Genomic DNA, 25,930 nt, shown 5'->3' with positions numbered 1-25,930 from the left:
TCGCTGGTACCGTCGACGTCTAAGGATGTGTATCTGGAAACAATGGAAACGCATCCGCACGAAAGGAAAGATGCTTATCAAGCTTGGCCTGAACAAGTGGAAAGCGTGGGAATATGCCAACACGAGGAAAAGTCACTGGCATATCGCCAACAGCTTTATCCTCACAAGGACCATCACCACGCACAGACTGAGACAGGCTGGCTACCCTTTTCTGCTGGATTATTATTCTAAAGTTAGAACATAAATTAGGGAACCGCTCAGTACGGATCCGTACGCTGAGTGGTGTGAGAGGACAGATAGGGAATTAATCCCTATCTTCCTACTCGATTTTACGCTATTCCTGTTCTGGAAACTTCTTTTTTATCTTTTAGTATATAAAATTCTAATCTAACTTAAAATAGCAATTTTAAATTTTATTCTATAACGTTTAAAACAAGTCTCCCTTCACTGCTAATAATTCCTTTAACATTATTTGTGCCTCATTTTTACAAACCTTAACATCCGTTAAATCCAGCTCCCTCGTATCTATCTATAGATTTGATAACGTAAAAAGCGTTTTGTTGCTTTTTCTTATCTCTAATTTACTAATAACTTAAAAATTTTAAACTTATGAAAAAATTCTTACTTGCTATTTTTATAGCACTACCGTTTATGTTTATGGGCTGCAGCAGCGATGATGATGCAGTAGACCCCGATGGAGGGGGCGATGATTTTGAGGGGGAAACAAAATCCTTTCAACTTTACTCCGTTGCCGATCCTTCAATTTCGGGTACAGCTACTTTTATGGAAAATGAAGATAACAGTACCACCGTTGAGCTGGAATTAGAGGGAACTCCAGATGGAGGAATGCACCCCGCACATATTCATTATAATACCGCTGCAGAAGGTGGAGATATTGCAGTTTCTTTTGAACCTGTAGATGGATCTACCGGAATGAGTACAACTACTTTCTCTACACTAGATGATGGAACGAGTATTACTTATGAAGAAGCTATAAATTTTGATGGATATATCAATGTTCACATCAGTGCCAACGATCTTGGTACTTTGGTTGCACAGGGAGATATCGGTGAAAATGAACTTACCGGAGAGTCTAAAAACTATATGCTTGAAGAAAGAGCTATAGAAGGAATTTCTGGAAATATAATGTTTGAAGAAAGAGTAAATGGTGAAGCTTTAGCAACCATTATGCTTGATGGCACTCCAGAGGATGGTGAGCACCCGGCACATATTCATATAGGATCTGTTGTAGAAGCACCGGGAGATATTGCTTTTACTTTTACATCAGTGAACGGAGCTACCGGAATGAGTAAAACCAATGTTGCGGAATTAAACGATGGTACTGCATTTTTGTATAACGATGTACTTAATTATGATGGTTATGTAAATGTTCACCTAAGCGCAGATGAACTTGGAACTCTTGTAGCTCAAAACGATATAGGTGGTAATGAACTTACTGGCGAAACTAAATCTTACGAGCTTGATGAAAGAGCTGTTGAAGGAATTAGTGGAACGGTAATGTTTGAAGAACGTATGAGTGGTGCTGCCCTGGCGACTATTATGATAGATAATACTCCTGAAGATGGAATGCACCCTGCACATATTCATATGGGTTCTTTTACGGAAGGCCCAGGCGATATAGCTTTCACTTTTAATCCGGTAAACGGAACAACCGGAATGAGTATGACCCAGGTTGAAATGTTAGACGATGATACCGAATTTGGATACGAAGAAGTACTGAATTACGACGGTTACGTTAACGTTCACCTAAGTGCAGAAGATTTGGCTACTGTTGTAGCCCAGGGAGATATAGGAGCAAATGAATTAACCGGAGAAAGCAAAACTTACCAATTAGGAGAAAGAGCTGTTGAAGGAATTAGTGGTTCTGTGATTTTTGAAGAAAGAATGAGTGGGGAAGCTTTAGCTACTATTATGCTAGACGGAACTCCAGAAGACGGAATGCACCCTGCTCACATCCATATGGGAACTGCCGCTGAAGGTGGCGATATAGCTTTCACTTTTAACCCTGTAAATGGAGCTACCGGAATGAGTATGACTCACGTTGCGATGCTTGATGATGATACCGCATTTGGTTACGAAGATGTATTAAATTATGATGGTTATGTAAATGTTCATTTAAGTGCAGATCAACTTGGAGTTATTGTAGCTCAGGGTGATATAGGCCAAAATGAACTAACCGGCGAATCTGCTTCTTATGATCTTGGAAGTGTAGATGTTGATGGAATAATGGGAACTGCAATGTTTGAAGAACGTGTAAATGGCGAAACTCTGGTAACTATAATGTTAGATGGAACTCCTGATGGTGGAGAACACCCTGCGCATATCCACGTGGGCTCTGTTGAAGATGCTCCCGGAGATATTGCCATTTCTCTAAATGCAGTGAATGGTGATACCGGAATGAGTATGACTAATGTATCAGCTTTTGATGGGGAAGATGCAGATATGATTGACTATAACGGACTTTTAGACTATGACGGTTATCTAAATGTGCACTTAAGTGCTGAAGATTTAGAGACGCTTGTAGCTCAAGGTAATGTTGGTTCTAATTCTTAGAACTTAAATGTTGATGTTAGAGTGAAAAACCCGGCCTAAATGAGGCCGGGTTTTTTTGTATTCATTTTAAACTTTTTATGAATTATAATTTCAATTTTTTTCAGTAGAAAATTTTAAAAAATATTCTCGTGAAAACGTCCCGCTTCAAGTGGGGTTTTATAATTTTAGCCCATGCAAAAAACCAGTCTTATAGAACATCTTGAAACATTTCTTACACCGCGACGAATTGCTTTATTCGATAAAGTGATTGCAGAACGAACCAATCATTTTACAGTCGCAACCCAAGATGTATATCAATTACATAATACCAGTGCAGTAATTAGAAGTTGTGAGGTTTTTGGAATTCAGAATATTCACGTAATAGAAGAACGCAAACCTAAAAGAATTGATCGCGAAATCGCAATGGGTGCCCAAAAATGGGTAGATGTAAACAGGTATTCCACTTCAAAAGAATGCATACAAGAATTACGGAAAAAAGGCTATCAAATTGTGGCAACTACACCTTATGGAGAAAGCACAGCTCTAAAAGATTTTAATATAGAAAAACCTTCAGCTATTTTCTTCGGAACCGAAAAAGAAGGTTTAAGTGATGAAACTTTAAATGAGGCCGATTGCAGGTTGAATATTCCCATGTTTGGTTTTACTGAAAGTCTAAATATTTCGGTTTCTGCAGCTATTATTTTACAAAGCATTACTTCCAGGTTAAAAAGCAGTGAAATTAACTGGCAACTTTCTGAAGAAGATAAAATTAACCTGAAATATGAATGGCTAAAAAAATGTATTAAAAATTCAGATTCAATTATAGCGCAATTCAATACAGAAAATCATTAAATTAGTTGAATAATTTTTTCTAATGACCCTCTTTTTTTACCTACTTATTGCCTTTATTACTTTTATAGCTTTTCTCCATGCCTGGGCAAAGAAAAGGTATGACATTAGCCGAACAATGGTAATAAATGCCCCACGTGACTTGGTTTTTAGTTATGTACGGCAATTAAAGAAACATCCGCTTTGGGTGCCCTGGTTTGCAAAACATCCTGAAGCAGTTTTAAAGCATAAAGGTGAGGATGGAAAATTAGGAGCGGCTATTTACTGGAAAAGTAAGAATAATGAAATAGGGGAAGGGCTTCAAAAAATTATAAAAGTAAAACATCCAAGAGTTTTTGAGACTCGCGTGCTATTTGTGAAACCGGTAAAAGTGAGTATGCTTACTTATTTTGCAGCAAAAGAACTGGAACCGGGAAAATCTAAAGTAGTTTGGGGAATTCGCGGTAATTTACCGTTTCCACTTTCAGTAATAAGTTTGTTTTATAGTGCCGATAAATTAATGGGTCAGGATCTCGAAAAAGGCCTAATTAGTTTAAAAACCACTATGGAAAAAGGAGTGAAGGTTTAATTTCTTTGTAAAACCCTGTATTCTTCGTAGCAACCGCTTAAAGCGTCTAAAATTTGCAAATCGTTTGCCGATCTTAAAAAATCTTTAGAATAGCTACAGCGCTGTAAGATTTCATCAATTTCTACTTTATTAATTGGAAGAAGTGCGATAAGAGTTTCTCTGTCAAATTTATTACGTAGAAGTGTTCTTATTTCATCATCTTCTTTCATTTGCCTTAATTTTCGCATTTGCTTTGGTTTTTTTCCAAAAATATTATGCATCAAATCGGCAGGATTAAAGATAGCGCCCAAAGTACGGGAAACCGCACTAGCAGAATTATCTCCACCTTCGTAACCGGCATTTAAGCCCGAGATGCTATAGCGGTTATTCTCATAAATAGGAATGTTTCTGGCATCAATCTCTAAATATCCGGTAAGAGTAACCGGTTTTAAAACCACTTCTTCTAAAGCAATTCCCAACTCGGTCATTTTAACCTTTACATTTCCATATTTCAGCCAGTCGTTGGTAACCCTAACTTTTATAGGTCTAAATCCAAGATAAGAAAAATAGAGAGTATCGTTAACTGTGGCCTGTAATTCAAAGGATCCGTCTTCTTCACTAACGGCACCTTTAACTTGGTTTAGGTTTACAATATGGACTTTTTCAATAGGTTTATCATCTGCAGCGTTCATAACGGTTCCCGATACAACATCCTGTGAAAATGCCTGAAAAGCTAAAAAAAGTAGTAAAAAGGTAAAAAGGAATTTCTTCATAACAATTGGCGCCTAAATTATAAAATACTTATAAAAAACAATGCCATAATTGAAAATTTAGGCGCCAGATGTGAATTTAATTTTTGCTCCGTCTTCTTTTAATAGAGCTTTCTATGTTTTTGCTTCGGTTTCCAGATTTCTTTCCTTTTCCAGAACCACCTTTAAAATCGTCTGAACGTCTACGCCCACCTCCTTTAAAGTCTGGTTTGCCGCCGCCTTTGTTGAATTTTCCGCCTTTTCGGCCGCCACCGCCACCGCCGCCGCGTTTACCACGTCCGCCGGTATCAGTAGTTTCTTCAACATTAATATATCTACCCTGGTGTTTAAAGTCTTTAAAGGTGCTTAAAACAGTTTCGGTATTTTTTGCATCGGTATTAAAGAAAGAGAAGCTGTCTTTTACATCAACTTTATAAACATCGTCACGACCAAGATCTAAAGTAGCCTTAAGGAAATCCTTTAAGCTCATCCAGTCAAAATCATCTTTTGCACCTACATTTATAAAGTAACGTGTAGAATCTCCAGAACCACCACCATCTGCAGGAGCTGAGGGAGAACTTAAACCTTCAGAATTTTTATAATAATTGAAGAAACGAGTAAATTCTACAGAAAAGAATTTCTTAATAAGTTCTTCTTTGGTAAAATCTTCTAAAACCTCATTAATTCCCGGTAGATACGCATCTATATCGTGATTAATCTTGGTTTCTTTAATATCGTTTGCAAGGTGAAACAGCTGCACGCGGCAAATTTCCATTCCGTCAGGAATATCTTTTTGCTCAAATTTCTGCTGAATAATACGCTCAATACTTTTAATTTTACGCATTTCACTTTTGGTAACAATAACCATAGAAACTCCGCTCTTGCCAGCACGACCGGTACGACCACTACGGTGAGTGTACGTTTCAATCTCATCAGGAAGTTGGTAGTTGATTACGTGAGTAATATCATCTACATCAATTCCGCGGGCAGCAACATCTGTTGCAACCAACATCTGGATTTGCTTATTTCTAAAACTTTTCATCACCAAATCTCTTTGGTTCTGACTAAGGTCACCGTGCAAAGCTGCAGCGCTGTATCCGTCTTCAATAAGTTTTTCAGCTACTTTTTGAGTATCTCTTTTTGTTCGGCAAAAAATAACCGAAAAGATATCTGGATTGGCATCTGCCAGTCTTTTTAAAGCTTCGTAACGTTGTCTTGAATTTACCAGGTAAAACTCGTGGGAAACATTAGATGTTCCCTGGTTCTTAGAACCTACAGTAATTTCAATAGGCGTACGCATAAATTTCTTGGCAATTGTTGCAACTTCTTTAGGCATAGTTGCAGAGAATAACCAGGTATGCTTTTCTTTTGGAGTATGAGAAAGAATTGCTTTAATGTCTTCAAAGAAGCCCATATTTAGCATTTCATCTGCTTCATCTAAAACACAGTATTCTATTTTAGAAATATCTACAAGATTACGATTTATCATATCTTGCATACGTCCCGGGGTAGCCACAATAATTTGAGCTCCACGTTCAATTTGTCTGGCCTGGTCTGTAATGCTGGCCCCACCATAAATAGCAACCGGATTAAGACCTTTTTCAAACTTCGAGTAATTCTTTAATTCGTTGGTAATTTGCAGGCAAAGTTCACGTGTTGGTGAAAGAATTAATGCCTGGGTATGTTTTTTACTTACGTTTATTTTCTGGATAAGCGGGAATCCAAAAGCAGCTGTCTTTCCTGTACCGGTTTGGGCCAATGCCACCATATCGGTATCTTCGTTTAGTAAAACAGGAATCGCTTTTTCCTGTATCTCACTTGGGCTTGTAAAACCCATTTCTTCGACTGCTTTAAGAATAGAAGGGTTTAAACCTAATTGTTCAAATTTGTTCATATAAAAAATTAAATAAGCGGCAAAGGTACGGCTTACATAGCAATATACACCTATCTAGTTCTTTTATTTTGAAAGATAGGCGATTAGCTCTCTAAAGGCTTTTCCACGATGACTTATTTCTGATTTTTCACCAAGGCTCATTTCGGCAAAAGTCTTCTCAAAATCAGTTGGTTTAAACACAGGATCATAACCAAAACCCTTTTCTCCGCGTATTTCTTTTATAATTTCGCCTTTGCAAATTCCTGTAAAGAGATTTTGCCTGTCGTTTAAATTTAAAGCAATGGTAGTTTTAAATTGTGCGGCTCTATTTTCTTTGTCTTCTAACGCGCTAAGTAATTTTTTCACATTTGCGGCATCATCTTTATTTTCTCCTGCAAAACGAGCAGAATAAACCCCCGGTTTTCCATTTAGCGCTTCAACTTCCAGCCCGGTATCATCTGCAAAACAATCATAACCGTATCGGTTTTTAACATATTCTGCTTTTAAAATTGCATTACCTTCAATAGTATCGGCAGTTTCCGGAATTTCCTCATCGCAACCAATATCATCTAAAGAGAGAAGTTTGATGTAATGTGGTAAAAGTGCTTTAATTTCAATAAGTTTATTTTTATTATGCGTGGCGAATACAAGTTCCATAGTTATTTTTAGCGATGGTGATAGGGTTCGTTTTTTAAGATGGTGAAAGCGCGGTAAAGCTGTTCGGTAAAGAAAAGTCTTACCATTTGATGAGAGAAAGTCATTTGCGAGAGTGCTACTTTAGAATTGGCTCTTTGGTAAATCGCTTCAGAAAAACCATAAGGCCCACCAATTACAAAAATAAGTTGCTTGAGCCCACTATTTAATCGCTTTTGAATGTATACTGAAAATTTTTCTGAAGAAAATTCTTTTCCGTTTTCATCTAAAAGCACCAGGAAATCTGAATTCTGAACTTTAGCCAGAATTAATTCCCCTTCTTTTTCCTTTTGTTGATTTTCATCAAGGTTTTTCGTCTTTTTAAGATCGGGGATAATTTCAATTTCAAATTTATTATAAAACTGAAGGCGTTTTTTATAAACTTCAATAAGCTGTTTAAGCTCCCTGTTATCAGTCTTTCCTATGCAGAGTAATTTTATGGTCATTCGGTATATTTAACGCAGACTTTGCTACATTTACAAAAATAAGTATTGCAAATGATCTCAAAAGAACAATTTGAAAAAGAAATAGACCTAATTATTGAAAATGCGCTTAGAGAAGACGTTGGAGAAGGTGATCATAGCTCTCTGGCCTGTATTCCTAAAGAAGCTATAGGAAAAGCTAAACTCCTGGTGAAAGATAAAGGGATTTTGGCAGGAGTAGATTTTGCCCTTCAGGTTTTTGATAAAGTAGACCCCGAGTTAAAAGTTGAAGTTTTACTTAAAGACGGTAAAACTATACAAAGGGGAGATGTGGCTTTTTTTGTTGAAGGGAGTTCACAATCAATCTTAAAGGCCGAAAGATTAGTATTAAACGCTATGCAAAGAATGAGCGCCATAGCTACCAAAACAAATACTTTTGTTCAAAAACTGGAAGGTACTAATACTAAAATTTTGGATACCCGAAAAACCACTCCAGGGATTAGAGCGCTGGAAAAATGGGCAGTAAAAATTGGCGGAGGGGAGAATCATAGGTTTGCTTTGTATGATATGATCATGTTAAAGGACAATCATATAGATTTTGCCGGCGGAATTTCTAAGGCAATTAACAAAACTAAAGATTACCTTAAGAGCAATAAACTTGATCTTAAAATAATTGTTGAAGCGAGAAATTTAAAGGAAATTAAAGAAATTTTAGAAAATGAAGGTGTTCACCGTATTCTAATAGATAACTTTAATTATGAAGATACCCGTAGCGCGGTAAAACTTATTAATGGTAAATGCCAAACAGAATCCAGCGGCGGAATCACCCTGGATACGGCCCGTAAATATGCAGAATGCGGCGTAGATTATATTTCCAGTGGTGCGTTAACGCATTCGGTTTATAACTTAGATCTTAGCTTAAAAGCAATATAAGGTATGGCTCCAAAAAAAGCCTTTCTGTCTAAATTAGAACAATTTTCAAATTGGTGGGAGAGAAAGACCAGGGCTATAATTTTGCCCGGCTTTGATGGCCTATCGCTATACGATCTTTGGGAAATTTATTCGGGAGGAATTATTAAAGGAACCTTTTCTACCAGGGCAAGTGCCATTGCATTTAGTTTTTTTATGGCGCTGTTTCCGTTCTTGCTGTTTATGCTTAACTTAATTCCCTATATCCAGTTTATAGACGACTTCCAGCTGCAATTCCTGCTTTTTATGGAATCTTTATTACCTCCAGACACCCAGGAATATTTTAATGATATTTTGCTGGATATTGCCAATACGCCGCGAGGTGGACTACTTTCTATTGCTTTTATAGTTTCTATATTTTTAATGACCAATGGAATAAACGCGATCTTTACCGGGTTTGAATTTTCTTACCATACTAACGCCAACAGGTCTATAATTAGACAATACCTGGTAGCCGTGGGAATATCGCTTATTATGGCATTGTTGTTGCTTCTTACCATTATACTGGTAGTCTATTTAACTTATGCAATGGACGATTTAAAGGATTTAGGCCTGGCAACAGATGGAGGCGCTGCCATTGTAAAATATGTTGGGTTTGTTTTACTAATTTATATTGTAGTGGCCATGTTATATTATTTTGGCACTAAAGAAGCCAGGCAGGCAAGATTCTTTTCTATAGGAGCCTTTTTTACTACTTTATTAATAATTATAACCACTTATTTCTTTGGGTTGTATATAGAAAACTTTTCAGCGTATAACGAATTATATGGTTCTATTGGGGCATTGCTAATTTTAATGGTGTATATCTGGTTAAATTCTAATATATTGCTCTTAGGATTTGAATTAAATGCTTCTTTAATAAAAATGAAGAAAAAAATTAAATAACTTAACAACCTAAAACCACATTAGAAATGAAAAAATTACTAGTTGTATTAGTAGCCGTTTTCGGCTTAAATTTAACTTCAGCACAAACCGAAATTGGAGGTGCTACTTTACCTGCTACTTTAGAATATGGCTCTGAAACAATGACGCTGAATGGCGCCGGAGTTAGAGAAAAGTTTTGGATGGATATGTATGCCGGCGGACTTTACCTTAAAAATAAATCTGGAAATGCTTCAGAAATAATGAATAAAGATGAAGCTATGGCAATAAGATTGCACATAGTTTCAAAAATGATTACCAGCGACCGAATGATTGACGCGGTTACTGAAGGTTTTGAAAGCTCAACCGGTGGAAATACAGCCCCAATTTCAGCAGAAATAAAAAAGTTCATCAGCTTTTTTAAAGATGAAATTAATAAAGAAGATGTGTTTGATATTGTTTATTTACCATCAAGAGGTTCAGTAATTTATAGAAACGGAAAAGAAAGCGGTTCAATTGAAGGAATGGAGTTTAAAAAGGCTTTATTTGGAATTTGGCTTTCTAACGATCCGGCAGATGATGACCTTAAAGAAGGAATGCTGGGTAAACAATAAAACAAGAATAGAATGACAACCAAACTCAACTTACTTAACCTACTAATTTGTGGATTTTTACTGATTTCTTCAGGAATCCATGCGCAAGGGGTTTTTGGTAAATGGAAGGTAGTAAACGATGCCGGGCGCGTAAATTCTATAATAGAGATTTATGAAAAAGACGATGCAGTTCACGGTAAAGTGATAAAAATTACTAAAGAAGAAGATCGTGACCAAAAATGCACCGAATGCCCTGGCGAGCTTAAAAACAAACCTATAGAAGGCCTAAATGTAATTCGTGACTTTGAAAAAGATGGCGACGAATATATAAATGGAACCTTAATAGATCCAAAATCTGGGAAAGAATATAAAGGTAAAATTTGGGTTGATGAAAACAATCCCGATAAACTAAATGTAAGAGGTTATATCGCCTTTTTCTACAAAACTAAGGTTTGGGAAAGAGCCGAATAAAAACTTTCTAAAATTTAAAACATTAAAACCATTCTTATTTAAGGATGGTTTTTATTTTTGAGTAAACTTTCAATTTCCATATGGCCTATTTTATAGATGTAATTTTGCCGCTGCCCTTACAAAAACGCTTCACGTATTCAATAAGTAAAGTTGAAGCCGATTTTTTGGAAGAAGGAATGCGAGTTGCTGTTCCCTTTGGAAAATCGAAAGTATATACCGCTATTGTTGGGAAAATTCATCAAAATCCGCCGCAGGTTTACGAGGCTAAACCTATTAACCAGATTTTAGATAAAAGTCCGTTGGTTACAGCACATCAACTAAAATTCTGGGCCTGGATTGCTTCCTATTATATGTGTGCTGAAGGCGATGTTCTTAAAGCTGCTTTACCCGGTGCGTTTTTACTGGAAAGTGAAAGTATTGTACAGCTAATTAAAGATGCTGAAATAGATGAAAATCAGCTTAAAGATGAAGAGTTTTTGGTGATTGAAGCTTTGCAGCGACAGTCTTCGGTAAAAATCCAGGAAGTGATGAAAATCCTGGATAAAAAAGCAGTATTACCGGTAATAAATGCCCTGGTAGAAAAAGGTTTGGTGGTTCTTAACCAGGAAATTTATGAGCAGTATAAGCCGAAAAAAATGCGCTTTGTAAAATTGAACCCGGTTTATGATAATGAAACCGAAATGCATCGCCTTCTGGATGATTTAGAAAAAGCCCCAAAGCAGAAAGAAGCTTTACTAAGTTTTTTCAGCATTAAAGCACAGCATAAAAAACCATTAAAAGTAAAAGATTTAAGCGCAAAATCAGGGGTTTCGGCAACGATTATAAAGAGCCTGATCACTAAGAAAATTCTCGAGGAATATTACGAAAAAACCGATAGAGTTACGTTTAATGGCAATGCTTCAGAAACAGGGATTCAGTTAAGTGAAATTCAACAGAAAGCTTTTTCAGAAATAAAGGCAGGTCTCAAAGAACAGGAGGTTTGTTTATTCCACGGAATTACTTCCTCAGGGAAGACTGAAATTTATATCAAACTTATAGAAGAGGTTATTGAGAATGGCCAACAGGCACTTTATGTTTTGCCTGAAATTGCCTTAACCACCCAGTTAATTGAAAGGTTGCGAGCTTATTTTGGAGATAAAGTTTTGGTCTATCACAGTAAATATTCGGTAAATGAAAGGGTAGAAGTGTACCGGCATATTTTAGAAGATTCAGAAAAAGCGAGGATAGTGATTGGCGCCCGTTCTTCAATTTTTCTTCCTTTCGCAAATCTCGGCTTAGTGGTGGTAGACGAAGAACACGAAACTTCTTTTAAACAATTTGATCCTGCCCCACGATACCACGCCAGGGATGCGGCCGTGGTTTTGGCGAATTTCTTTAAAGCGAAAACTATTTTGGGATCGGCTACTCCTTCTTTAGAATCTTATTTTAACGCACAACATCATAAATATGCTTTGGTAGAATTAAATCGAAGATATGGTGATGTCCTGGAACCCGAAATGGAAATTGTAGATATAAAAACAAAATATAAAAAGAAGGAGATGAAGGGGCATTTTTCTGATAGAATGCTCTCGGAAATTAAAGAAACCCTGAATGTAGGGGAACAGGTAATTTTATTTCAAAATCGCAGGGGCTTTTCTCCTGTGTTGGAATGCAATACTTGCGGTCATTCTCCACAATGCCCTAACTGCGATGTGAGTTTAACTTATCACAGCCATAACAACCAGTTACGGTGCCATTATTGCGGCTATCATATTGCGATGCAAAAGAAATGTATGGCTTGCGATAGTTCTGAAATTACCACCAAAGGTTTTGGAACTGAACAAATTGAAACTGAATTAAAAGCCATTTTTCCCGAATATAAAACCGCGAGAATGGACCAGGATACCACCCGCGGAAAATATGCCTATGAAAAATTAATAAATGCCTTTGAACAACAGGAAATAGATATTTTAATAGGAACTCAAATGCTTACCAAAGGTCTCGATTTTAGAAAAGTAAACCTGGTGGGAATTATGAATGCTGATAATTTGCTGAATTTCCCTGATTTTAGAGCCCATGAACGCAGTTTCCAGTTGATGCTGCAAGTTGCGGGAAGGGCAGGAAGAACAAAAAAGCGTGGAAAAGTTTTAATTCAAAGTTACAATCCGCATCACCAGATTATTCAGCAGGTTTCCATGGGAGATTATGCGGGAATGTACAAAGACCAATTAGAAGAGCGGTATAATTATAAATATCCGCCTTTTCATCGTTTAATAAGAATTACATTAAAATGTCGTGATTTTTCGAAAACCAATGATGCTGCAGATTGGCTTGCCGCAGGAATGAAAAACGTTTTTAAAGAGAACGTTCTTGGTCCCGAGTTTCCACCCGTAGCCAGAATTAGAAACGAATATTATAAAAATATTTTGCTTAAAATTCCGCAGCAACAATCTTTAGGGAAAACAAAAGAAGTACTGCAAAAAATTATGGGAAGTTTTAATGCTATTGGCGCTTTTAGAAGTGTTAAAGTGGTGATTAATGTGGATCCTATATAATTAGACTGATTTTTCCTGGATGTCATCCTGAACTTGTTTCAGGATCTATTGTGGTAACAAGTTAAAACCTAAAAATAGTTCAGGTTGATGATAGTATAATAGGATGTAGGGTAATTAGAATTTACTGAATCGCACTTAAAGCTTCAACCAAATTGCTTTTCTTGTGACGGCTAAGTGGTAATTTCTGCTTATCTATTTCGATGTTCTTAGAATTGTATCGCTCAATTTTATCAAGGTTTACTATATAAGATTTATGGGTTCGCAGAAATTTATCGTTGGGAAGTTGCTCTTCAAAAGATTTCATGGTAGCGAGAACTACAAAATTTTCTTTCTCGGTAACAAATTTTACGTAATCTCCCAGGGCCTGGATATATTTTAATTTATTGAGGAAAACCTTTCGGTTTTTAAGATTGCTTTTTACAAAAATATAATCTTCATCTTCTGGTGGTGCAGAGATCTGGTGTTTTAATTTGTAAAGATTTATCGCCTTATTTACGGCATTATTAAAACGCTCTTTAGTTACCGGTTTATGAATATAATCTACGGCATCATAATCAAAAGCTTTAAAAGCATACTGTGTTTTCCCGGTTACAAAGATAATTTGTGGTTTGTTGGGAAGATCGTCAAGAAGTTCAAAACCTGTTAATACGGGCATTTCAATATCAAGAAATATCAAATCTATTTCATTATCGAGCAGGCCGTTTTTAGTTTCAATAGCGTTATTGTACTCGGCAACCAGCTTAAGATTAGCATGGTCTTTTATCAACTTTACGATAGATAATCGCTGCAAGCTGGAATCATCAACAACAATACATTTGAGTAAAATTTCTTCCACAGTAGTTAGGTTAAGTAATAACAATATTAAACATAAAATACTTAAATCACAAGATAAACTTTAAAATCATAGGTGAAATTTCAAGCTTATCTTTCATTTTGTAGTAAGAAATGAAGTGCTTTAACCCTGGTGTTAAAATATTCTAATTTTTTATTCCAAAACTGGTTTAATCAAAATCTAAATATTCTGAAACCTGACTTAAAAATCAAACCTTTTTTCTTTATTAATGCCTCTTTAAATTACTATATGGTAGTTTACTTTTAAGCTTTGATAATAGAAATAATTGAGTTACTTTTGCAGCCAAATAAATTTAAAGTAAATTTTTATGAACACTTATGAAACTGTTTTCATCTTGAATCCCGTTTTATCTGATGAGCAGATAAAGGAGACAGTTCAGAAATACGAAGAATTTCTTGTTTCTAAAGGGGCCGAGATGGTATCGAAAGAAGATTGGGGGCTTAGAAAATTAGCCTATCCAATTCAACACAAAAAAAGCGGGTTTTATCACCTGTTTGAATTCAAAGCTCCAGGAGAGGCTATAGAGCCGTTGGAACTTGCTTTTAGAAGAGACGAGCGTATGATGCGTTATTTAACTGTAAAGTTAGACAAACACGCTATCGCCTGGGCTGAGAAAAGAAGAAATAGAAGACAACAAGAAAAAGCGTAAGTATGGCTACATCTATTGAACAACAAGCAAAAGGAAAAAAAGACGGAGAGATTAGGTATCTTACTCCTCTTAATATAGAGACCAGTAAAACGAAAAAGTATTGTCGTTTTAAGCGATCTGGAATTAAGTATATAGATTACAAAGATCCAGACTGGTTAATGAGTTTCGTAAACGAGCAGGGAAAATTATTGCCTCGTCGCTTAACAGGAACTTCTTTAAAATACCAAAGAAAAGTGGCTGTTGCTGTGAAAAGAGCACGTCACCTTGCGTTAATGCCATATGTTGGTGATTTACTAAAATAAAAAGAGGCAATTATGGAATTGATACTTAAACAAGACGTAGATAATTTAGGCTTTAAAGATGATGTTGTAAACGTTAAAAACGGTTACGGTAGAAATTATCTTATACCTCAGGGATATGCACATCTTGCAACTCCTTCAGCTAAAAAAGTTTTGGCGGAGACCCTGAAACAAAGAGCTTATAAAGAGCAAAAATTTATCGACGAAGCTAAAAAGCAAGCTGAAAAACTTAATAATGTAGAAGTTAAGTTAACAGCTAAAGCCGGTGCAGGAGACAAATTATTTGGATCTATCACCAATGCAGATTTAGCCGATGCTCTTGCAAAAGAAGGCATTGAAATCGATAAGAAATATATTACTATAGCTGGTGGTAACATCAAGAGATTAGGACAGTACGAAGCAACTTTACGTTTTCATCGTGAAGTGATTTCTACTTACAATTTTGATGTTGTAGCTGAAGCTTAATTTATTTTTTTACAAAGTTAAAAGCCCGCTCCAGTAGTGGGCTTTTCTTATTCTAATGAGACCCTAATTTACAAGTAGCGAAGCTACGCCGTAAATTAGTTGGTCGAATTAATCCCGACAAAGCTAGGGATCTTTATTATCGTCAAGCTGAACTGGTTTCAGCTTCTAACATGTTGGCATTCCAAATATTTAGATTCCGAAATAAATTTAGAATGACGATTTTAAATATATGGAATTTGAAAGTTAATTTTAATTTTTACCAAAATGAAATATTCCAGATTAACCAAAGAGCAGTTTGAAGAAATGAAGCAGGAATTTATTAATTTCCTTGCTACACAATCTATTACTGCAGATGAGTGGGAAGATATTAAAAAGAACAAGCCAAAGGCTGCAGAGCAGGAACTTGATGTTTTTAGCGATCTAATTTGGGAAGGGGTTCTTAATAAAGTAGAATATCTGGAGCACTTTTCTGCAAATCAAATCTATTTATTTCATATTACCGAAGTTACTATTCATCTTATTGCCATTAAAATTAAACATGAAGGAGTAGATCTAACTACCCGAAAAGGCTACAGCTGGTTACAGACTAATTTGCTTGACGAATCTGTGAATATTTATACTTCATCTAAAGCATTAAGTGACGATAGAAATAAAGATATTTTCGCGTTAATTAAGCAGGGAGCCAATATCACAAAGGGTGAGCTCTATAAGTATTTTGATAATATGGTAGAAAGCAAATAAGCTTTGTAGAATCCTGGAATACTAACTGGAATAAATTAATATAAAGGTTAGTATAAGAAAAGGCTGAAAACAGTAAAACTTGGGCTTCCTATTTATGCCTTTTTTAAGGGATTACATTTAAAGAAAAATCACTATTCACTATTCACTACTCACTACTCATACCTAAGCGACTCAATGGGATCCTGCCTGGCTGCTTTGGCGGCGGGATAACTTCCGGCTAAAATGGCTACAAGAATAGTTATAGCAGTAGCCCAAATCATAGCCACCCAGGGCGTGGTAAAGTTAAAATCGGCTGCGGCAGAAACGGCCATCCCAATTAATATTCCGAAGATAATACCTACAATTCCACCAATTTGTCCAATTATAAGTGTTTCCATAAAAAATTGGGTAGCTATAGTTTTTCGCTTTGCACCTAAGGCTTTTCTTACTCCAATTTCTCGCGTTCTTTCGGTTACACTCACTAACATAATATTCATTAAAGCGATTGATGAACCAAAAATGGTAATTATAGAAATTATCCAGGCTGCAAAATTAAGATAACTGGTAATAGAGAAAATGCGGTTAATAAGATCGTCACTGCGTTCCATCCCAAAATTATTTTCTTCCATGGGATTCAATTTCCGTATATTCCTGAAAGTTAAAATAGCTTCGTCTTGCGCGCCTTCTAACAATTCCTTATCGTCAACTTTAACGCTTACCGCATAATTTATCTGAGGTTGGGTAAACATAGACCGCGCCAATTGAATAGGCATTAAAACACGTAAATCCTGGTTGTTTCCAAAAGTAGAGCCTTTTGATTCCAAAACCCCAATAACTCTAAATTTTGCTCCTCTAATGCTAATAATTTTGTCTATAGGATCTGCTCCTTTAAAAAGACCTTCGGGCTTGGCAAAATCGGCTCCAAGCACTACTACATTATTATTATTCTGAATATCAAAAATGTTGAATTCACGTCCTGCTTCTACATTTAACCCAGAATTTTCCAGGAAATTTTCGTTCACGCCAATTACACGTACTTCAGGATCGGTTTTTTCATTAATATATTTAACTTCTGCAACAGTAGTTCCCGTAAAGGAAACTGCAGTTTGTGCTTTAGGATATTGAAAATTTTCTTCAAATTTTTTCACTTCCCTATAACTAATTATAGGATTAATTTTTTCAACTTCCCCGCCACCCTGTCGCTGTGAATTGAAATCGTACCGCTGAATATTAAAAGTATTTGCACCCATTGAGGCAAAATCGCTGCTAATTGTGTTTTCCAGCGCGGTAACCGCACTTAAAATCCCAACCAGAGCAGTTATCCCAATGGCAATAATTAAAACTGTAAGAATAGTTCTAAGTAGCTGACTTTTAATGGAATTAAAAGCGATGCTTATGTTTTCTTTTAATAACCCGAACATAGAATGTTTTTTCAGTGCTATTTAATTAGACTTCATAAGTAGCAGAATGTTACTTAAAATCTGAAATTTGTTTGGGTTCGGGTAAAATTTAAGATATTTGCAGCAATGTTTCAGCCGGTTTGCGGCGTTAACTTTAAACTAAAAAAGGAAACTATTCCTCAAGATTGTATGGCACAAAAACCTTCTATTCCAAAAGGAACTCGAGATTTTAACCCGGCCGAAGTTGCCAAAAGAAATTATATTTTTGATGTAATTAAAACCGAATTTAAAAAGTTTGGTTTTCAGCCAATAGAGACTCCAAGTTTCGAGAACTCAGATACCCTGATGGGAAAATATGGGGAAGAAGGAGACCGTTTAATTTTTAAAATTCTAAATTCCGGAGATTTTCTTAAAAAAGCAGATAACGAAGCTTATGAAAAAAGAGATAGCTTAAAGATTACTTCTTCAATTAGTGAAAAAGCCCTCCGCTACGATCTTACGGTGCCTTTTGCCCGGTACGTGGTGCAACATCAAAATGAAATAGATTTTCCGTTTAAGCGCTACCAGATTCAACCGGTTTGGAGAGCCGATAGGCCGCAGAAAGGACGATTTAGAGAGTTTTTTCAATGTGATGCCGATGTTGTTGGAAGCAAAAGCTTGTGGCAGGAAGTTGAATTCGTACAATTATACGATGCCGTTTTTTCAGCATTAAAATTGGAAGGTGTAACCATTAAAATCAATAACCGAAAAGTATTATCTGGTTTTGCTGAAGTGATTGGTGAAAAAGACAAACTTATAGATTTTACTGTTGCCCTAGATAAGCTGGATAAAATAGGGGAAGAGGGCGTTAAAAAAGAAATGCTGCAAAAAGGTATTTCTGAAACTGCTATTGAAAAAATCCAGCCAATTTTTGGATTACACGGTAATTTTACTGAAAAAATAGCCGGAATTAAAGAAATCCTGAGTTCATCGGAAACCGGTATGGAAGGAATTAAAGAACTGGAATTTGTTGAAAAAGCTATCCAGGAGATGCCTTTAAAAACTGCAAAACTTGACTTAGATGTTACTCTTGCCCGCGGACTCAATTATTATACCGGCGCAATTTTTGAAGTTTCGGCTCCCGAAAATGTAAAAATGGGCTCAATTGGTGGCGGTGGCCGTTACGACGATCTTACCGGAATTTTTGGCTTAAAAGATATGAGTGGCGTGGGAATTTCTTTTGGCCTGGACCGAATTTACCTGGTACTGGAAGAACTCAATCTTTTTCCTGAAGCTGTTACCCAAAACACCAAGGCACTTTTTATCAATTTTGGTGATAAAGAAGCACTTTACGCGCTAAAAGCAGTAAATAAATTGAGAAACGAAAGTGTTATTGCTGAACTATTTCCAGATGCAGCCAAAATGAAAAAGCAGATGAATTATGCCAACAAGCGCGAAATTCCATTTGTAATTCTTGCTGGAGAGGAAGAAATGGAAGCTGAAAAATTTACTCTGAAAAATATGAAATCTGGCGAGCAACAAAAAGTTGATTTCGCTGAATTGGTAAAGGTTTTAAGGTAATTAAATATGCTGATGTAAATTTTTAAATTGTGGATTAGACGTCACCCCGAACTGGTTTCAGGGTCTAAGTTTAGCTTAAGTATTATCTTGTTAAATGCTAAAACGAGTTCAGCATGACGTTCTCTTATACTAATGGATAAAAGTAAGTTACACTGAATAATTTTGTTGTGTGAAGAGCTTTTAGCTGAAGCAATCTCTATATAGTATTTCTACTCTTCACTGGTCTTATTTAAAATCTCCATATCTTCATTAGAAAGAGAGATCTTTACCGCTTCGGTAAAGGATTTAAGATGTGAAGACTTAGTAGCGCTGGCAATTGGGGCACTTACTCCGGGTCTGTTTATTAACCAGGCAAGAGCAACAGCAGCTTGCGAAACATCATGTTTTTCTGAAATTTTATCAAGGGATTTCAGGATTTTTTTACCACGATTATTCAGGAATTTATCGGCAAACATTTTACGCTCTTTGCCTTCAAAATCTTCTTTAGTTCGGTATTTCCCGGTTAAAAATCCGCTGGCGAGTGAGAAATAAGGAATTACGCCTAAGTTATTCCTGGTGCAAATTTCTTTAATATCCCCTTCAAATTTATCACGCACCATTAAATTGTATTCAGGCTGAAAAACTTCATAAGCCGGTAAGTTTTTCTCAGTGGCTACATCCAGGGATTTTTGTAATCTTTCTGCAGAAAAGTTTGAAGCACCAATATGCTTTATTTCTCCTTTTTTTATAAACTTTTGATAAGCTTCCAGGGCTTCTTCCACAGGGGTTTCTCCATCATCAAAATGCGTAAAATATAAATCTATATAATCGGTTTGCAGTCTCGAAAGTGAATCCTGAACTGCACCGGTAAGATAATCTTGCGTATTATTTTTTGGCCCTCCGGGTTGTAAACTGGATCCACCTTTAGTAATTAAAGTAATTTTATCGCGTAATTTGCGTTCTTTCATCCATTTACCAATAATTCTTTCTGAAGTGCCGTGTGGAACGCCATCTGCCCAACGGGAGTAAACATCTGCGGTGTCTATGGTGGTGAAACCGAGCTCAAAAAGTTCGTCTAACATTTTAAAGGACTCTTTTTCATTTAATGTCCATCCAAAAACATTTCCTCCAAATATAATTGGTGCCGATCTTAAACCAGATTTTCCTAATTCAACTTTTTCCATTGCTTTATTTTTTCTTTAAAATTAGCTATCAGTTAGCAGAAAGGCGAATTATAGTAAAGGTTTTGGAAAGATTTAACTTTGTAAAAAGCGGTGGATATTTTAAGAAGAGTTATTTAGTATTCGAGGTGGTAAAGATAAAGTTGAAGTGGTTTTAATAATCGGTAGTATTATCTTCTTCAGTAGTTAGACTTTTTCTGCGCCATATTATATAAATAGCAGCAATTGTTCCCAGCCCCAAAACCAAAGCAAATATTTTGGGCGGCGCGTCTACAACATTTTCCTGATCAAATGTAAAAGAACCAATCATCACGAAACTTCCGGCTAAAACGCCTAATGTTAATAATACTTTTATTATTAGTTTCATAAAGTTATATTTTGAAATTCAAATAGGCATTAGGGCTTTCACTCTACTTAAACCGAATTTTTCGACTTAGTTTCTATTAAGATTTGGCTTCAATATAAAGCACAAGAATTAGCGCAAGGTTAATTTAAAGTCAATTAATTGTTAAGCCTCAATTTCTTTTTAGAAACAATTTTTATCTTTCTTTTTATTTTATTTAGTCAAATATTTTAATGGACCGAGGCGGATAGCATTATTGCTATTATGAGCCTTGGATATAAAGAAAGAGCAATGGATGTATTTACAATTTTAGTCTCGGGATTGGTTGCTACATCGGTTATGACCTTATTTAGCTACGTAGTGTCTAATTTTAAATCTAAGCAATTTAGGGAACCGGAGTTGCTCAACTCTTTAATTTCACGCTCTAAAATTATTGAACAGAAACCATCAAAGAATCATTTTTTGGGTTGGCTTATACATTATTTAATCGGTTGGTTTTTTGTGTTGGTTTTTAGTTTCATATGGGAATACACTCAATTTTCTGCAGATATAATTTCCGGGGCTGTTCTTGGTTTGGCTGCGGGAATAATTGGGATATTTGGTTGGAAAATAATGTTTAAATTAAATCAAAATCCGCCAGAAATAGATTTCAGCCAATTCTATTTACAGCTTATAATTGCACATATTTTATTCGGAATAAGTGCAGGTATGGTGTACTCGCTAATCTAAATGCGTAGTTGAAGTTAATTTTCACCCTATTTTCTCTTCAATTTCTGTTATTTCTTTTACCCAAAAATTAGGTTTTTCGGCTAAATTGTAAAACTTTTTTTCGGGTCTTTCTACAAAACAGGTTTGAAGGTTTGCCCGCTGGGCACCCACTATATCCCAGGCGTGTGCTGCCACCATCATTGCTCTTTTGGGGGTTACCTCGTATTTTTTTAGAATATACCTGTAACTTTCAGGATGTGGTTTATATTTTTTTATTTCTTCTACGCTGTGAATTCCATCAAAAAATGAAGCTATTTCAGCAAATTCAAGTTGTGCATTGAGAACATTTGGCTTGCCATTGCTAAAAGCGATGAGCTTAAAACCAGCATCTTTTAGCTGTTTCAAACCTGGTTTTACATCGGGATAGGCAGGGAGCCTAGTAATTTCAGAAAGAATATTCTTAATTTCTGAATCAGAAAAATTCTTGTCAAATTTCTCTGAAATCATTTTAAAAGTTGCAGCGGCAATTTCACTAAAATTTTGGTAGTTGCCGGTAGAAGTTTCTACCAGGGAATAGTGAAGTAATTTCGGAAACCAAACATCAAAACCCATCTCGTTTTCCAGCGCGGCGTTTATTTCTTCCTTTAGCGGAATAAGGTTTAAAAGAGTTTCATTTACATCAAAAATTATAATTTTTGGTTTCATTGTAAATCAATGTTTTAGAAAAGGAAAGATAAGTTTTCTTTAAATAAAAAGCATAAAAAAATCCCTTCTGAAAAAGAAGGGATTTGTAGTAGCGAGACCAACCGATGATGCACTTGATGAAGTCCTCAATTTCTAGAAAGCAATTTTGTCGGACGCTTAATTAACAAACGAAGGAGATCACTATATAATTTTTTGTGATGTTCCCTTACTATATTTAGTTTAATGTCTATAGGAAAATGAGTAGGAAATAGCAGCTTTAGAGGTTAAATTTCACAATATTTAGAGTATTTTTTTCAATAATCCAGTTTCATTTATATTGACTAATTTATTTATTTAAATCCATAAATTATTCAATTATCGCTTTTATTCTTAATAATTTGTTAATAACTATAAGAAAAACGCTTTATACTTGCGTGGATAATTTATAGATTTGGATTCCCTACACTATTATATTTCAACGTTTACTCGCATAGATAGAATGAAGTTGGTTATCCTAAATAGATGCGACTTCTATATTCTTTTCGAGTTTTTAAACTTAAAGTAAACCCTGATTATATTTAATTAGGGAATTAAAAATAGCAGATTCATCGCTAACTGCAAGGGCATCAATGGTACCCACCATTTAAAAATGACGAATACAGTACATATTGATAGAGACTTTGGTTGGTTTGTTGGTAGCTTTGAAAATAACCAGCAACATAAGCACTATGCTGTTCAGTTGAGTATTCCAATTAATGGTAAGGTGATTTTAAAAACTAAAGATGGCACCTTCGAATCTGAACAGCCAATACTGATTAAGTCAAATGTGGCCCATCAGATTATTTCCAATACTCGCCAATTTTTACTTCTAATCAATCCCGCTTCGACCATCGGTCATTTTTGGAATCATCTATCAGATAAGGAAATTCAAGAAATCAATCTGACACCTGCATTGGAATTAAGAAGAGCATTGATTGATACGAATCCGCAGCAGGTTTTAGCCAAAGAGCTAAATTCAATTATAGAAAAACACGACTGTTTTTGTAGTTCAGCTATCCACAAAGGCGATGAAAGAATTAATAACGCCTTAGTCTATTTATCAAACCATTTCGACAGAGTAGTATCCCTTGATGAAATTGCAGATCATTTTAATGTCTCATCAAGTCGATTTCTTCACCTTTTCAAAGAAGAGACAGGAATTACTTACAGGAGAGCCCAACTATGGAACAAACTTATTAAAGGTATAACTCAGTTCGGTAAAAAGTCGTTTACAGAGATTGCACTTGGAGTTGGGTTTTCTGACAACGCCCACTTCAGTAGGGTTTTTAAAGAAAACTTTGGCTTCAGCCCTCGTGATTTTTTAAAGATTAGCCAGTTTGTTCAAGTTTAAGTTTACAGGTCAAACGACCTTTGGTATACAAATCAAAAACGATATTGATATGGAACAGCAAATTGAAAAGGCGATAGACTTTAAAAAATATCTGAAACGAACGGACATCTTAGATTTTGACAATCCTTCAATAACATCCTTGATTAGGGACAGAGGATGGAAAAAAATGACTGAAATAGATAAAGTAAAGAGCATTTACAATTATGTGAAAGATGATGTGAAATTTGGCTACAACATCGCGGACAACATTTCAGCTTCAGAAGTATTGAAAGATGGATTCGGTCAATGTAACACAAAGGCGAATCTTTTTATGGCTCTATTAAGAGCAGTTGGTATTCCCAACAGAATGCATGGTTTCACCATCCATAAAACCCTTCAGAAAGGTGCAATTACAGGAATTTGGTATAAACTTTCTCCAACAAATATTCTTCACAGTTGGGTCGAAGTGTATGTTAATGAAGAATGGTTCAATTTAGAAGGGCTTATTCTTGACAAACCTTACCTAACAGGTTTACAAGAAAAGTTCTCTGATTGTAAGACAACATTTTGCGGCTATGGTGCCTACACAAATAATTTTCAAAGACCACAAGTTTATTGGAATCAAAATCACACATATATCCAAGAGAAAGGAATCAACCAGGACTTTGGACTTTTTGACACCCCAGATGACTTTTACAAACTACATCAACAGAAACTCAGTCCTTTCAAAAGGTGGATATACCAGAATTATGTTCGACATTTAATGAATAAGAATGTAGAAAGAATAAGAAGAACGGTGAGTAACAATGGCTAAAAAATCATAGCTGCCCTGCGGGACAGCAACGCTTTTAGCCCGGCGTGGTAGCAAATTTTGAAAAATGTAAATTACATATCATTTTTGATGATTCTAATTTTATTCTCTTGTGACCAAAAGAATAAAAATTTGGAACAAGGAGCTTATTTCTATCCTGAAAAAGAAAAGCTTAAAAAGATTACAAATCGTAAAAATATTTTTATTGATAGCATTAGCAATTATGCTGAGTTATTGAAAGAAATTGACAAAGCAGCTTGCAATGATTCGGTTCCAATTATTAATTATTCAACAAAAGAAAATAGATTTAAACTTCTCCCTTGGTACGAGTGCTCAGAGAGTAATATTGTTAGTTGTCCGACATTCAGATCAAGAATATTTATCCAAAACGATTCGATTCTAACAAATTATGATATTAAACACTCTATAGATAGTTTAGAGATAATATTGAAAAGACATCTCTTGAATAAAGGACAAGATTTTAATTATTCGGACTCACCAGATCGTGCTGGGATAGAAATCTATTTTGAGGATAATGTAGAATCGGATGAAATTAAAAGCCTATTAACTGATCTCTCTAATAAGTTTAATCATTTGAATAACAAGTACTCTGATACTTTATATTTGAAAATATACTTCAGAGATAGAGCTTTAGAAATGATTACAACACCGCCACGCCTCCTCTAAAACTAAATTAGAGAAGAAAAACTTGCAACAACAATATATAAAAATAATGCTAAGACCTGTTTTAAATCGGAATTCCGAGCTCACTTGTCCTACGGATAATCACGCTCGCCAGCGCACAGTTTTTATAGCATCAATGAAAAAGCAGTAATCGAGTATCTTTAATAATCACTATAAAAACTAAAGATATGGAAACCCGAGTTACTGCCTTACCAAAGTTATTCATAGGAATTGACATCCACAAGAGAAGCTGGAAGATACACTGCAGCACAGATCTTTTTGCTGGGAAATCTTTTACCATGCCACCTGAGCCAGAGAAATTATATCAATACGTTCAGAAACATTTTCCCGATTACCAGGTAACCACTGCTTATGAGGCTGGTTGTTGTGGCTATTCTGCGCATCGTAGCTTCGAGAGTTTCGGTTGGAAATCCCTGGTGGTAAATCCAGCTGATATCCATCGAAAAGGAAAGGAGCGCCATACCAAAACCGACCGTATCGATGCCCAATTGATTAGTCGGGAACTTAAGGACGGGCGTTTGGAAGGAATTATAGTTCCAGGTAAGGAACGAGAAGAATTACGCAGTCTCTTCCGTCGCCGGAACGAATTAGTTAAAGACCTCAGGCGCATCAAATGTATGATCAAGATGCAGCTACTTTATTTTGGAATCAAAGTTCCTCCGGAGTTTGATAATGATCACTGGAGCCACGCTTTTCGGAATTGGGTAGATAGCCAACAGTTTAATTATCCTACTGCCCGGGAAACTATGGCCAGTAAGATGCGCACCTTTAGGTTTATAGATAAAGAGCTTCGTGATGTTTCCAGTCAGCTCAGGGCCTACTGTCGTAAACATTTTAAAGAGGACTACTACCTGCTAAGAAGTATTCCGGGAATTGGCGGAATTGTAGCGGTAGGAATTATTGCAGAACTGGGAGATCTCAGACGTTTTAGCAGCCTCAAACACCTTGCAGGATATGTAGGGCTGGTTCCCGGTATATATCAAAGCGGAGCTACTTCCAGATCTATGGGAATGAGTCCACGGTGTCACGGGCTCATTCGCTCTTATTATGTGGAAGCTGCCTGGCAGGCCATTAGAACCGACCCGGTTAT

Annotated in this window: 28 protein-coding genes; 19 read left to right on the top strand and 9 right to left on the bottom strand. The window is 35.9% G+C overall.

Features of this window, described 5'->3' with window-relative positions; translation table 11 throughout:
• The 4 genes from BM084_RS19320 to BM084_RS18240 all read left to right on the top strand — a co-directional run.
• Positions 1-231 (top strand): hypothetical protein (locus tag BM084_RS19320; protein WP_218152261.1); only part of this gene is annotated, 231 nt, incomplete at its 5' end.
• Between the two features lie 378 nt (positions 232-609).
• Positions 610-2,574 carry a CHRD domain-containing protein gene (locus tag BM084_RS19475; RefSeq protein WP_075327096.1) on the top strand — a complete coding sequence of 655 codons (1,965 nt, stop codon included), beginning with the start codon at positions 610-612 and terminating at the stop codon, positions 2,572-2,574.
• Positions 2,575-2,745: 171 nt separating this feature from the next.
• A complete protein-coding gene (locus BM084_RS18245) occupies positions 2,746-3,405 on the top strand; it encodes a TrmH family RNA methyltransferase (RefSeq protein ID WP_075327095.1) in 660 nt (219 codons plus the stop codon).
• A 22-nt stretch (positions 3,406-3,427) separates the two neighbouring features.
• Positions 3,428-3,970 (top strand): SRPBCC family protein, encoded by a 543-nt coding sequence (locus BM084_RS18240; protein WP_075327094.1) that lies wholly within the window; start codon positions 3,428-3,430, stop codon positions 3,968-3,970.
• On the opposite strand, the gene BM084_RS18235 is transcribed toward BM084_RS18240, so the two are convergent.
• The 4 genes from BM084_RS18235 to rlmH form a co-directional block, all read right to left on the bottom strand.
• The gene (locus BM084_RS18235) at positions 3,967-4,722 is read right to left on the bottom strand and encodes a carboxypeptidase-like regulatory domain-containing protein (protein WP_075327093.1); all 756 of its coding nucleotides are present in this window, start codon (positions 4,720-4,722) and stop codon (positions 3,967-3,969) included. The genes BM084_RS18240 and BM084_RS18235 overlap by 4 nt on opposite strands.
• Positions 4,723-4,798: 76 nt before the next feature.
• Positions 4,799-6,592: a DEAD/DEAH box helicase gene (locus BM084_RS18230; RefSeq protein ID WP_093306483.1), complete on the bottom strand. Its 1,794-nt coding sequence runs from the start codon at positions 6,590-6,592 to the stop codon at positions 4,799-4,801.
• 63 nt (positions 6,593-6,655) lie between these two features.
• A complete protein-coding gene (locus BM084_RS18225) occupies positions 6,656-7,228 on the bottom strand; it encodes a non-canonical purine NTP diphosphatase (RefSeq protein WP_075327091.1) in 573 nt (190 codons plus the stop codon).
• Between the two features lie 8 nt (positions 7,229-7,236).
• Complete coding sequence (gene rlmH, locus BM084_RS18220; RefSeq protein WP_075327090.1) at positions 7,237-7,710, bottom strand: 23S rRNA (pseudouridine(1915)-N(3))-methyltransferase RlmH; 474 nt, start codon at positions 7,708-7,710, stop codon at positions 7,237-7,239.
• Positions 7,711-7,761: 51 nt separating this feature from the next.
• On the opposite strand from rlmH, the gene nadC reads away from it, so the two are divergent.
• The 5 genes from nadC (at position 7,762) to priA (ending at position 13,114) form a co-directional block, all read left to right on the top strand.
• On the top strand, positions 7,762-8,619 hold the full coding sequence (gene nadC / locus BM084_RS18215) for a carboxylating nicotinate-nucleotide diphosphorylase (RefSeq protein ID WP_075327089.1): 858 nt from the start codon (positions 7,762-7,764) through the stop codon (positions 8,617-8,619).
• A 3-nt stretch (positions 8,620-8,622) separates the two neighbouring features.
• Complete coding sequence (locus tag BM084_RS18210) at positions 8,623-9,540, top strand: YihY/virulence factor BrkB family protein (RefSeq protein WP_093306481.1); 918 nt, start codon at positions 8,623-8,625, stop codon at positions 9,538-9,540.
• A 26-nt stretch (positions 9,541-9,566) separates the two neighbouring features.
• On the top strand, positions 9,567-10,130 hold the full coding sequence (locus BM084_RS18205; protein WP_075327087.1) for a chalcone isomerase family protein: 564 nt from the start codon (positions 9,567-9,569) through the stop codon (positions 10,128-10,130).
• A gap of 12 nt (positions 10,131-10,142) precedes the next feature.
• A complete protein-coding gene (locus BM084_RS18200; RefSeq protein ID WP_075327086.1) occupies positions 10,143-10,580 on the top strand; it encodes a DUF2147 domain-containing protein in 438 nt (145 codons plus the stop codon).
• An 80-nt stretch (positions 10,581-10,660) separates the two neighbouring features.
• Complete coding sequence (gene priA / locus BM084_RS18195; RefSeq protein ID WP_093306479.1) at positions 10,661-13,114, top strand: replication restart helicase PriA; 2,454 nt, start codon at positions 10,661-10,663, stop codon at positions 13,112-13,114.
• Between the two features lie 121 nt (positions 13,115-13,235).
• Here the strand turns inward: priA and BM084_RS18190 are convergent, their stop codons facing one another.
• On the bottom strand, positions 13,236-13,949 hold the full coding sequence (locus BM084_RS18190) for a LytR/AlgR family response regulator transcription factor (protein ID WP_075327084.1): 714 nt from the start codon (positions 13,947-13,949) through the stop codon (positions 13,236-13,238).
• A 325-nt stretch (positions 13,950-14,274) separates the two neighbouring features.
• Here BM084_RS18190 and rpsF point away from each other — a divergent pair, with 325 nt between their 5' ends.
• From rpsF to BM084_RS18170, 4 genes are all read left to right on the top strand, one after another.
• A complete protein-coding gene (rpsF, locus tag BM084_RS18185) occupies positions 14,275-14,616 on the top strand; it encodes a 30S ribosomal protein S6 (RefSeq protein WP_075327083.1) in 342 nt (113 codons plus the stop codon).
• Positions 14,617-14,618: 2 nt separating this feature from the next.
• On the top strand, positions 14,619-14,918 hold the full coding sequence (rpsR, locus tag BM084_RS18180; protein WP_075327082.1) for a 30S ribosomal protein S18: 300 nt from the start codon (positions 14,619-14,621) through the stop codon (positions 14,916-14,918).
• A gap of 12 nt (positions 14,919-14,930) precedes the next feature.
• The gene (gene rplI, locus BM084_RS18175) at positions 14,931-15,380 is read left to right on the top strand and encodes a 50S ribosomal protein L9 (RefSeq protein WP_075327081.1); all 450 of its coding nucleotides are present in this window, start codon (positions 14,931-14,933) and stop codon (positions 15,378-15,380) included.
• 264 nt (positions 15,381-15,644) lie between these two features.
• Entirely contained in the window at positions 15,645-16,121 is a 477-nt protein-coding gene (locus BM084_RS18170) for a DUF6495 family protein (RefSeq protein ID WP_093306477.1), read from the top strand.
• Positions 16,122-16,273: 152 nt separating this feature from the next.
• On the opposite strand, the gene BM084_RS18165 is transcribed toward BM084_RS18170, so the two are convergent.
• Positions 16,274-17,521: an ABC transporter permease gene (locus tag BM084_RS18165; protein WP_075327079.1), complete on the bottom strand. Its 1,248-nt coding sequence runs from the start codon at positions 17,519-17,521 to the stop codon at positions 16,274-16,276.
• Positions 17,522-17,689: 168 nt separating this feature from the next.
• Between BM084_RS18165 and hisS the strand changes: the two genes are divergently transcribed.
• Entirely contained in the window at positions 17,690-19,060 is a 1,371-nt protein-coding gene (gene hisS / locus BM084_RS18160; RefSeq protein WP_093306487.1) for a histidine--tRNA ligase, read from the top strand.
• 209 nt (positions 19,061-19,269) lie between these two features.
• Here hisS and BM084_RS18155 read toward each other — a convergent pair whose 3' ends face one another.
• Both BM084_RS18155 and BM084_RS18150 read right to left on the bottom strand, forming a co-directional pair.
• Complete coding sequence (locus BM084_RS18155; protein ID WP_093306474.1) at positions 19,270-20,223, bottom strand: aldo/keto reductase; 954 nt, start codon at positions 20,221-20,223, stop codon at positions 19,270-19,272.
• 151 nt (positions 20,224-20,374) lie between these two features.
• Complete coding sequence (locus BM084_RS18150) at positions 20,375-20,587, bottom strand: hypothetical protein (RefSeq protein WP_075327077.1); 213 nt, start codon at positions 20,585-20,587, stop codon at positions 20,375-20,377.
• A gap of 240 nt (positions 20,588-20,827) precedes the next feature.
• Here BM084_RS18150 and BM084_RS18145 point away from each other — a divergent pair, with 240 nt between their 5' ends.
• Complete coding sequence (locus BM084_RS18145; RefSeq protein WP_093306472.1) at positions 20,828-21,292, top strand: hypothetical protein; 465 nt, start codon at positions 20,828-20,830, stop codon at positions 21,290-21,292.
• A 21-nt stretch (positions 21,293-21,313) separates the two neighbouring features.
• Here BM084_RS18145 and BM084_RS18140 read toward each other — a convergent pair whose 3' ends face one another.
• Complete coding sequence (locus BM084_RS18140) at positions 21,314-21,976, bottom strand: haloacid dehalogenase type II (protein WP_093306469.1); 663 nt, start codon at positions 21,974-21,976, stop codon at positions 21,314-21,316.
• 628 nt (positions 21,977-22,604) lie between these two features.
• Between BM084_RS18140 and BM084_RS18135 the strand changes: the two genes are divergently transcribed.
• The 4 genes from BM084_RS18135 to BM084_RS18120 all read left to right on the top strand — a co-directional run.
• Positions 22,605-23,345, top strand: coding sequence for an AraC family transcriptional regulator (locus tag BM084_RS18135; protein ID WP_093306467.1), 741 nt, complete (start codon positions 22,605-22,607; stop codon positions 23,343-23,345).
• A gap of 49 nt (positions 23,346-23,394) precedes the next feature.
• Positions 23,395-24,138 carry a transglutaminase-like domain-containing protein gene (locus BM084_RS18130; protein ID WP_093306485.1) on the top strand — a complete coding sequence of 248 codons (744 nt, stop codon included), beginning with the start codon at positions 23,395-23,397 and terminating at the stop codon, positions 24,136-24,138.
• Between the two features lie 129 nt (positions 24,139-24,267).
• Positions 24,268-24,822 (top strand): hypothetical protein, encoded by a 555-nt coding sequence (locus BM084_RS18125; protein ID WP_177195732.1) that lies wholly within the window; start codon positions 24,268-24,270, stop codon positions 24,820-24,822.
• 185 nt (positions 24,823-25,007) lie between these two features.
• The coding region (locus BM084_RS18120) for an IS110 family RNA-guided transposase (RefSeq protein ID WP_093306462.1) at positions 25,008-25,930 on the top strand (923 nt) is incomplete at its 3' end.

It is taken from the genome of Salegentibacter agarivorans, assembly GCF_900113135.1.
Lineage (GTDB): Bacteria > Bacteroidota > Bacteroidia > Flavobacteriales > Flavobacteriaceae > Salegentibacter > Salegentibacter agarivorans.
This window is presented reverse-complemented; position numbering and strand designations above follow the sequence as displayed.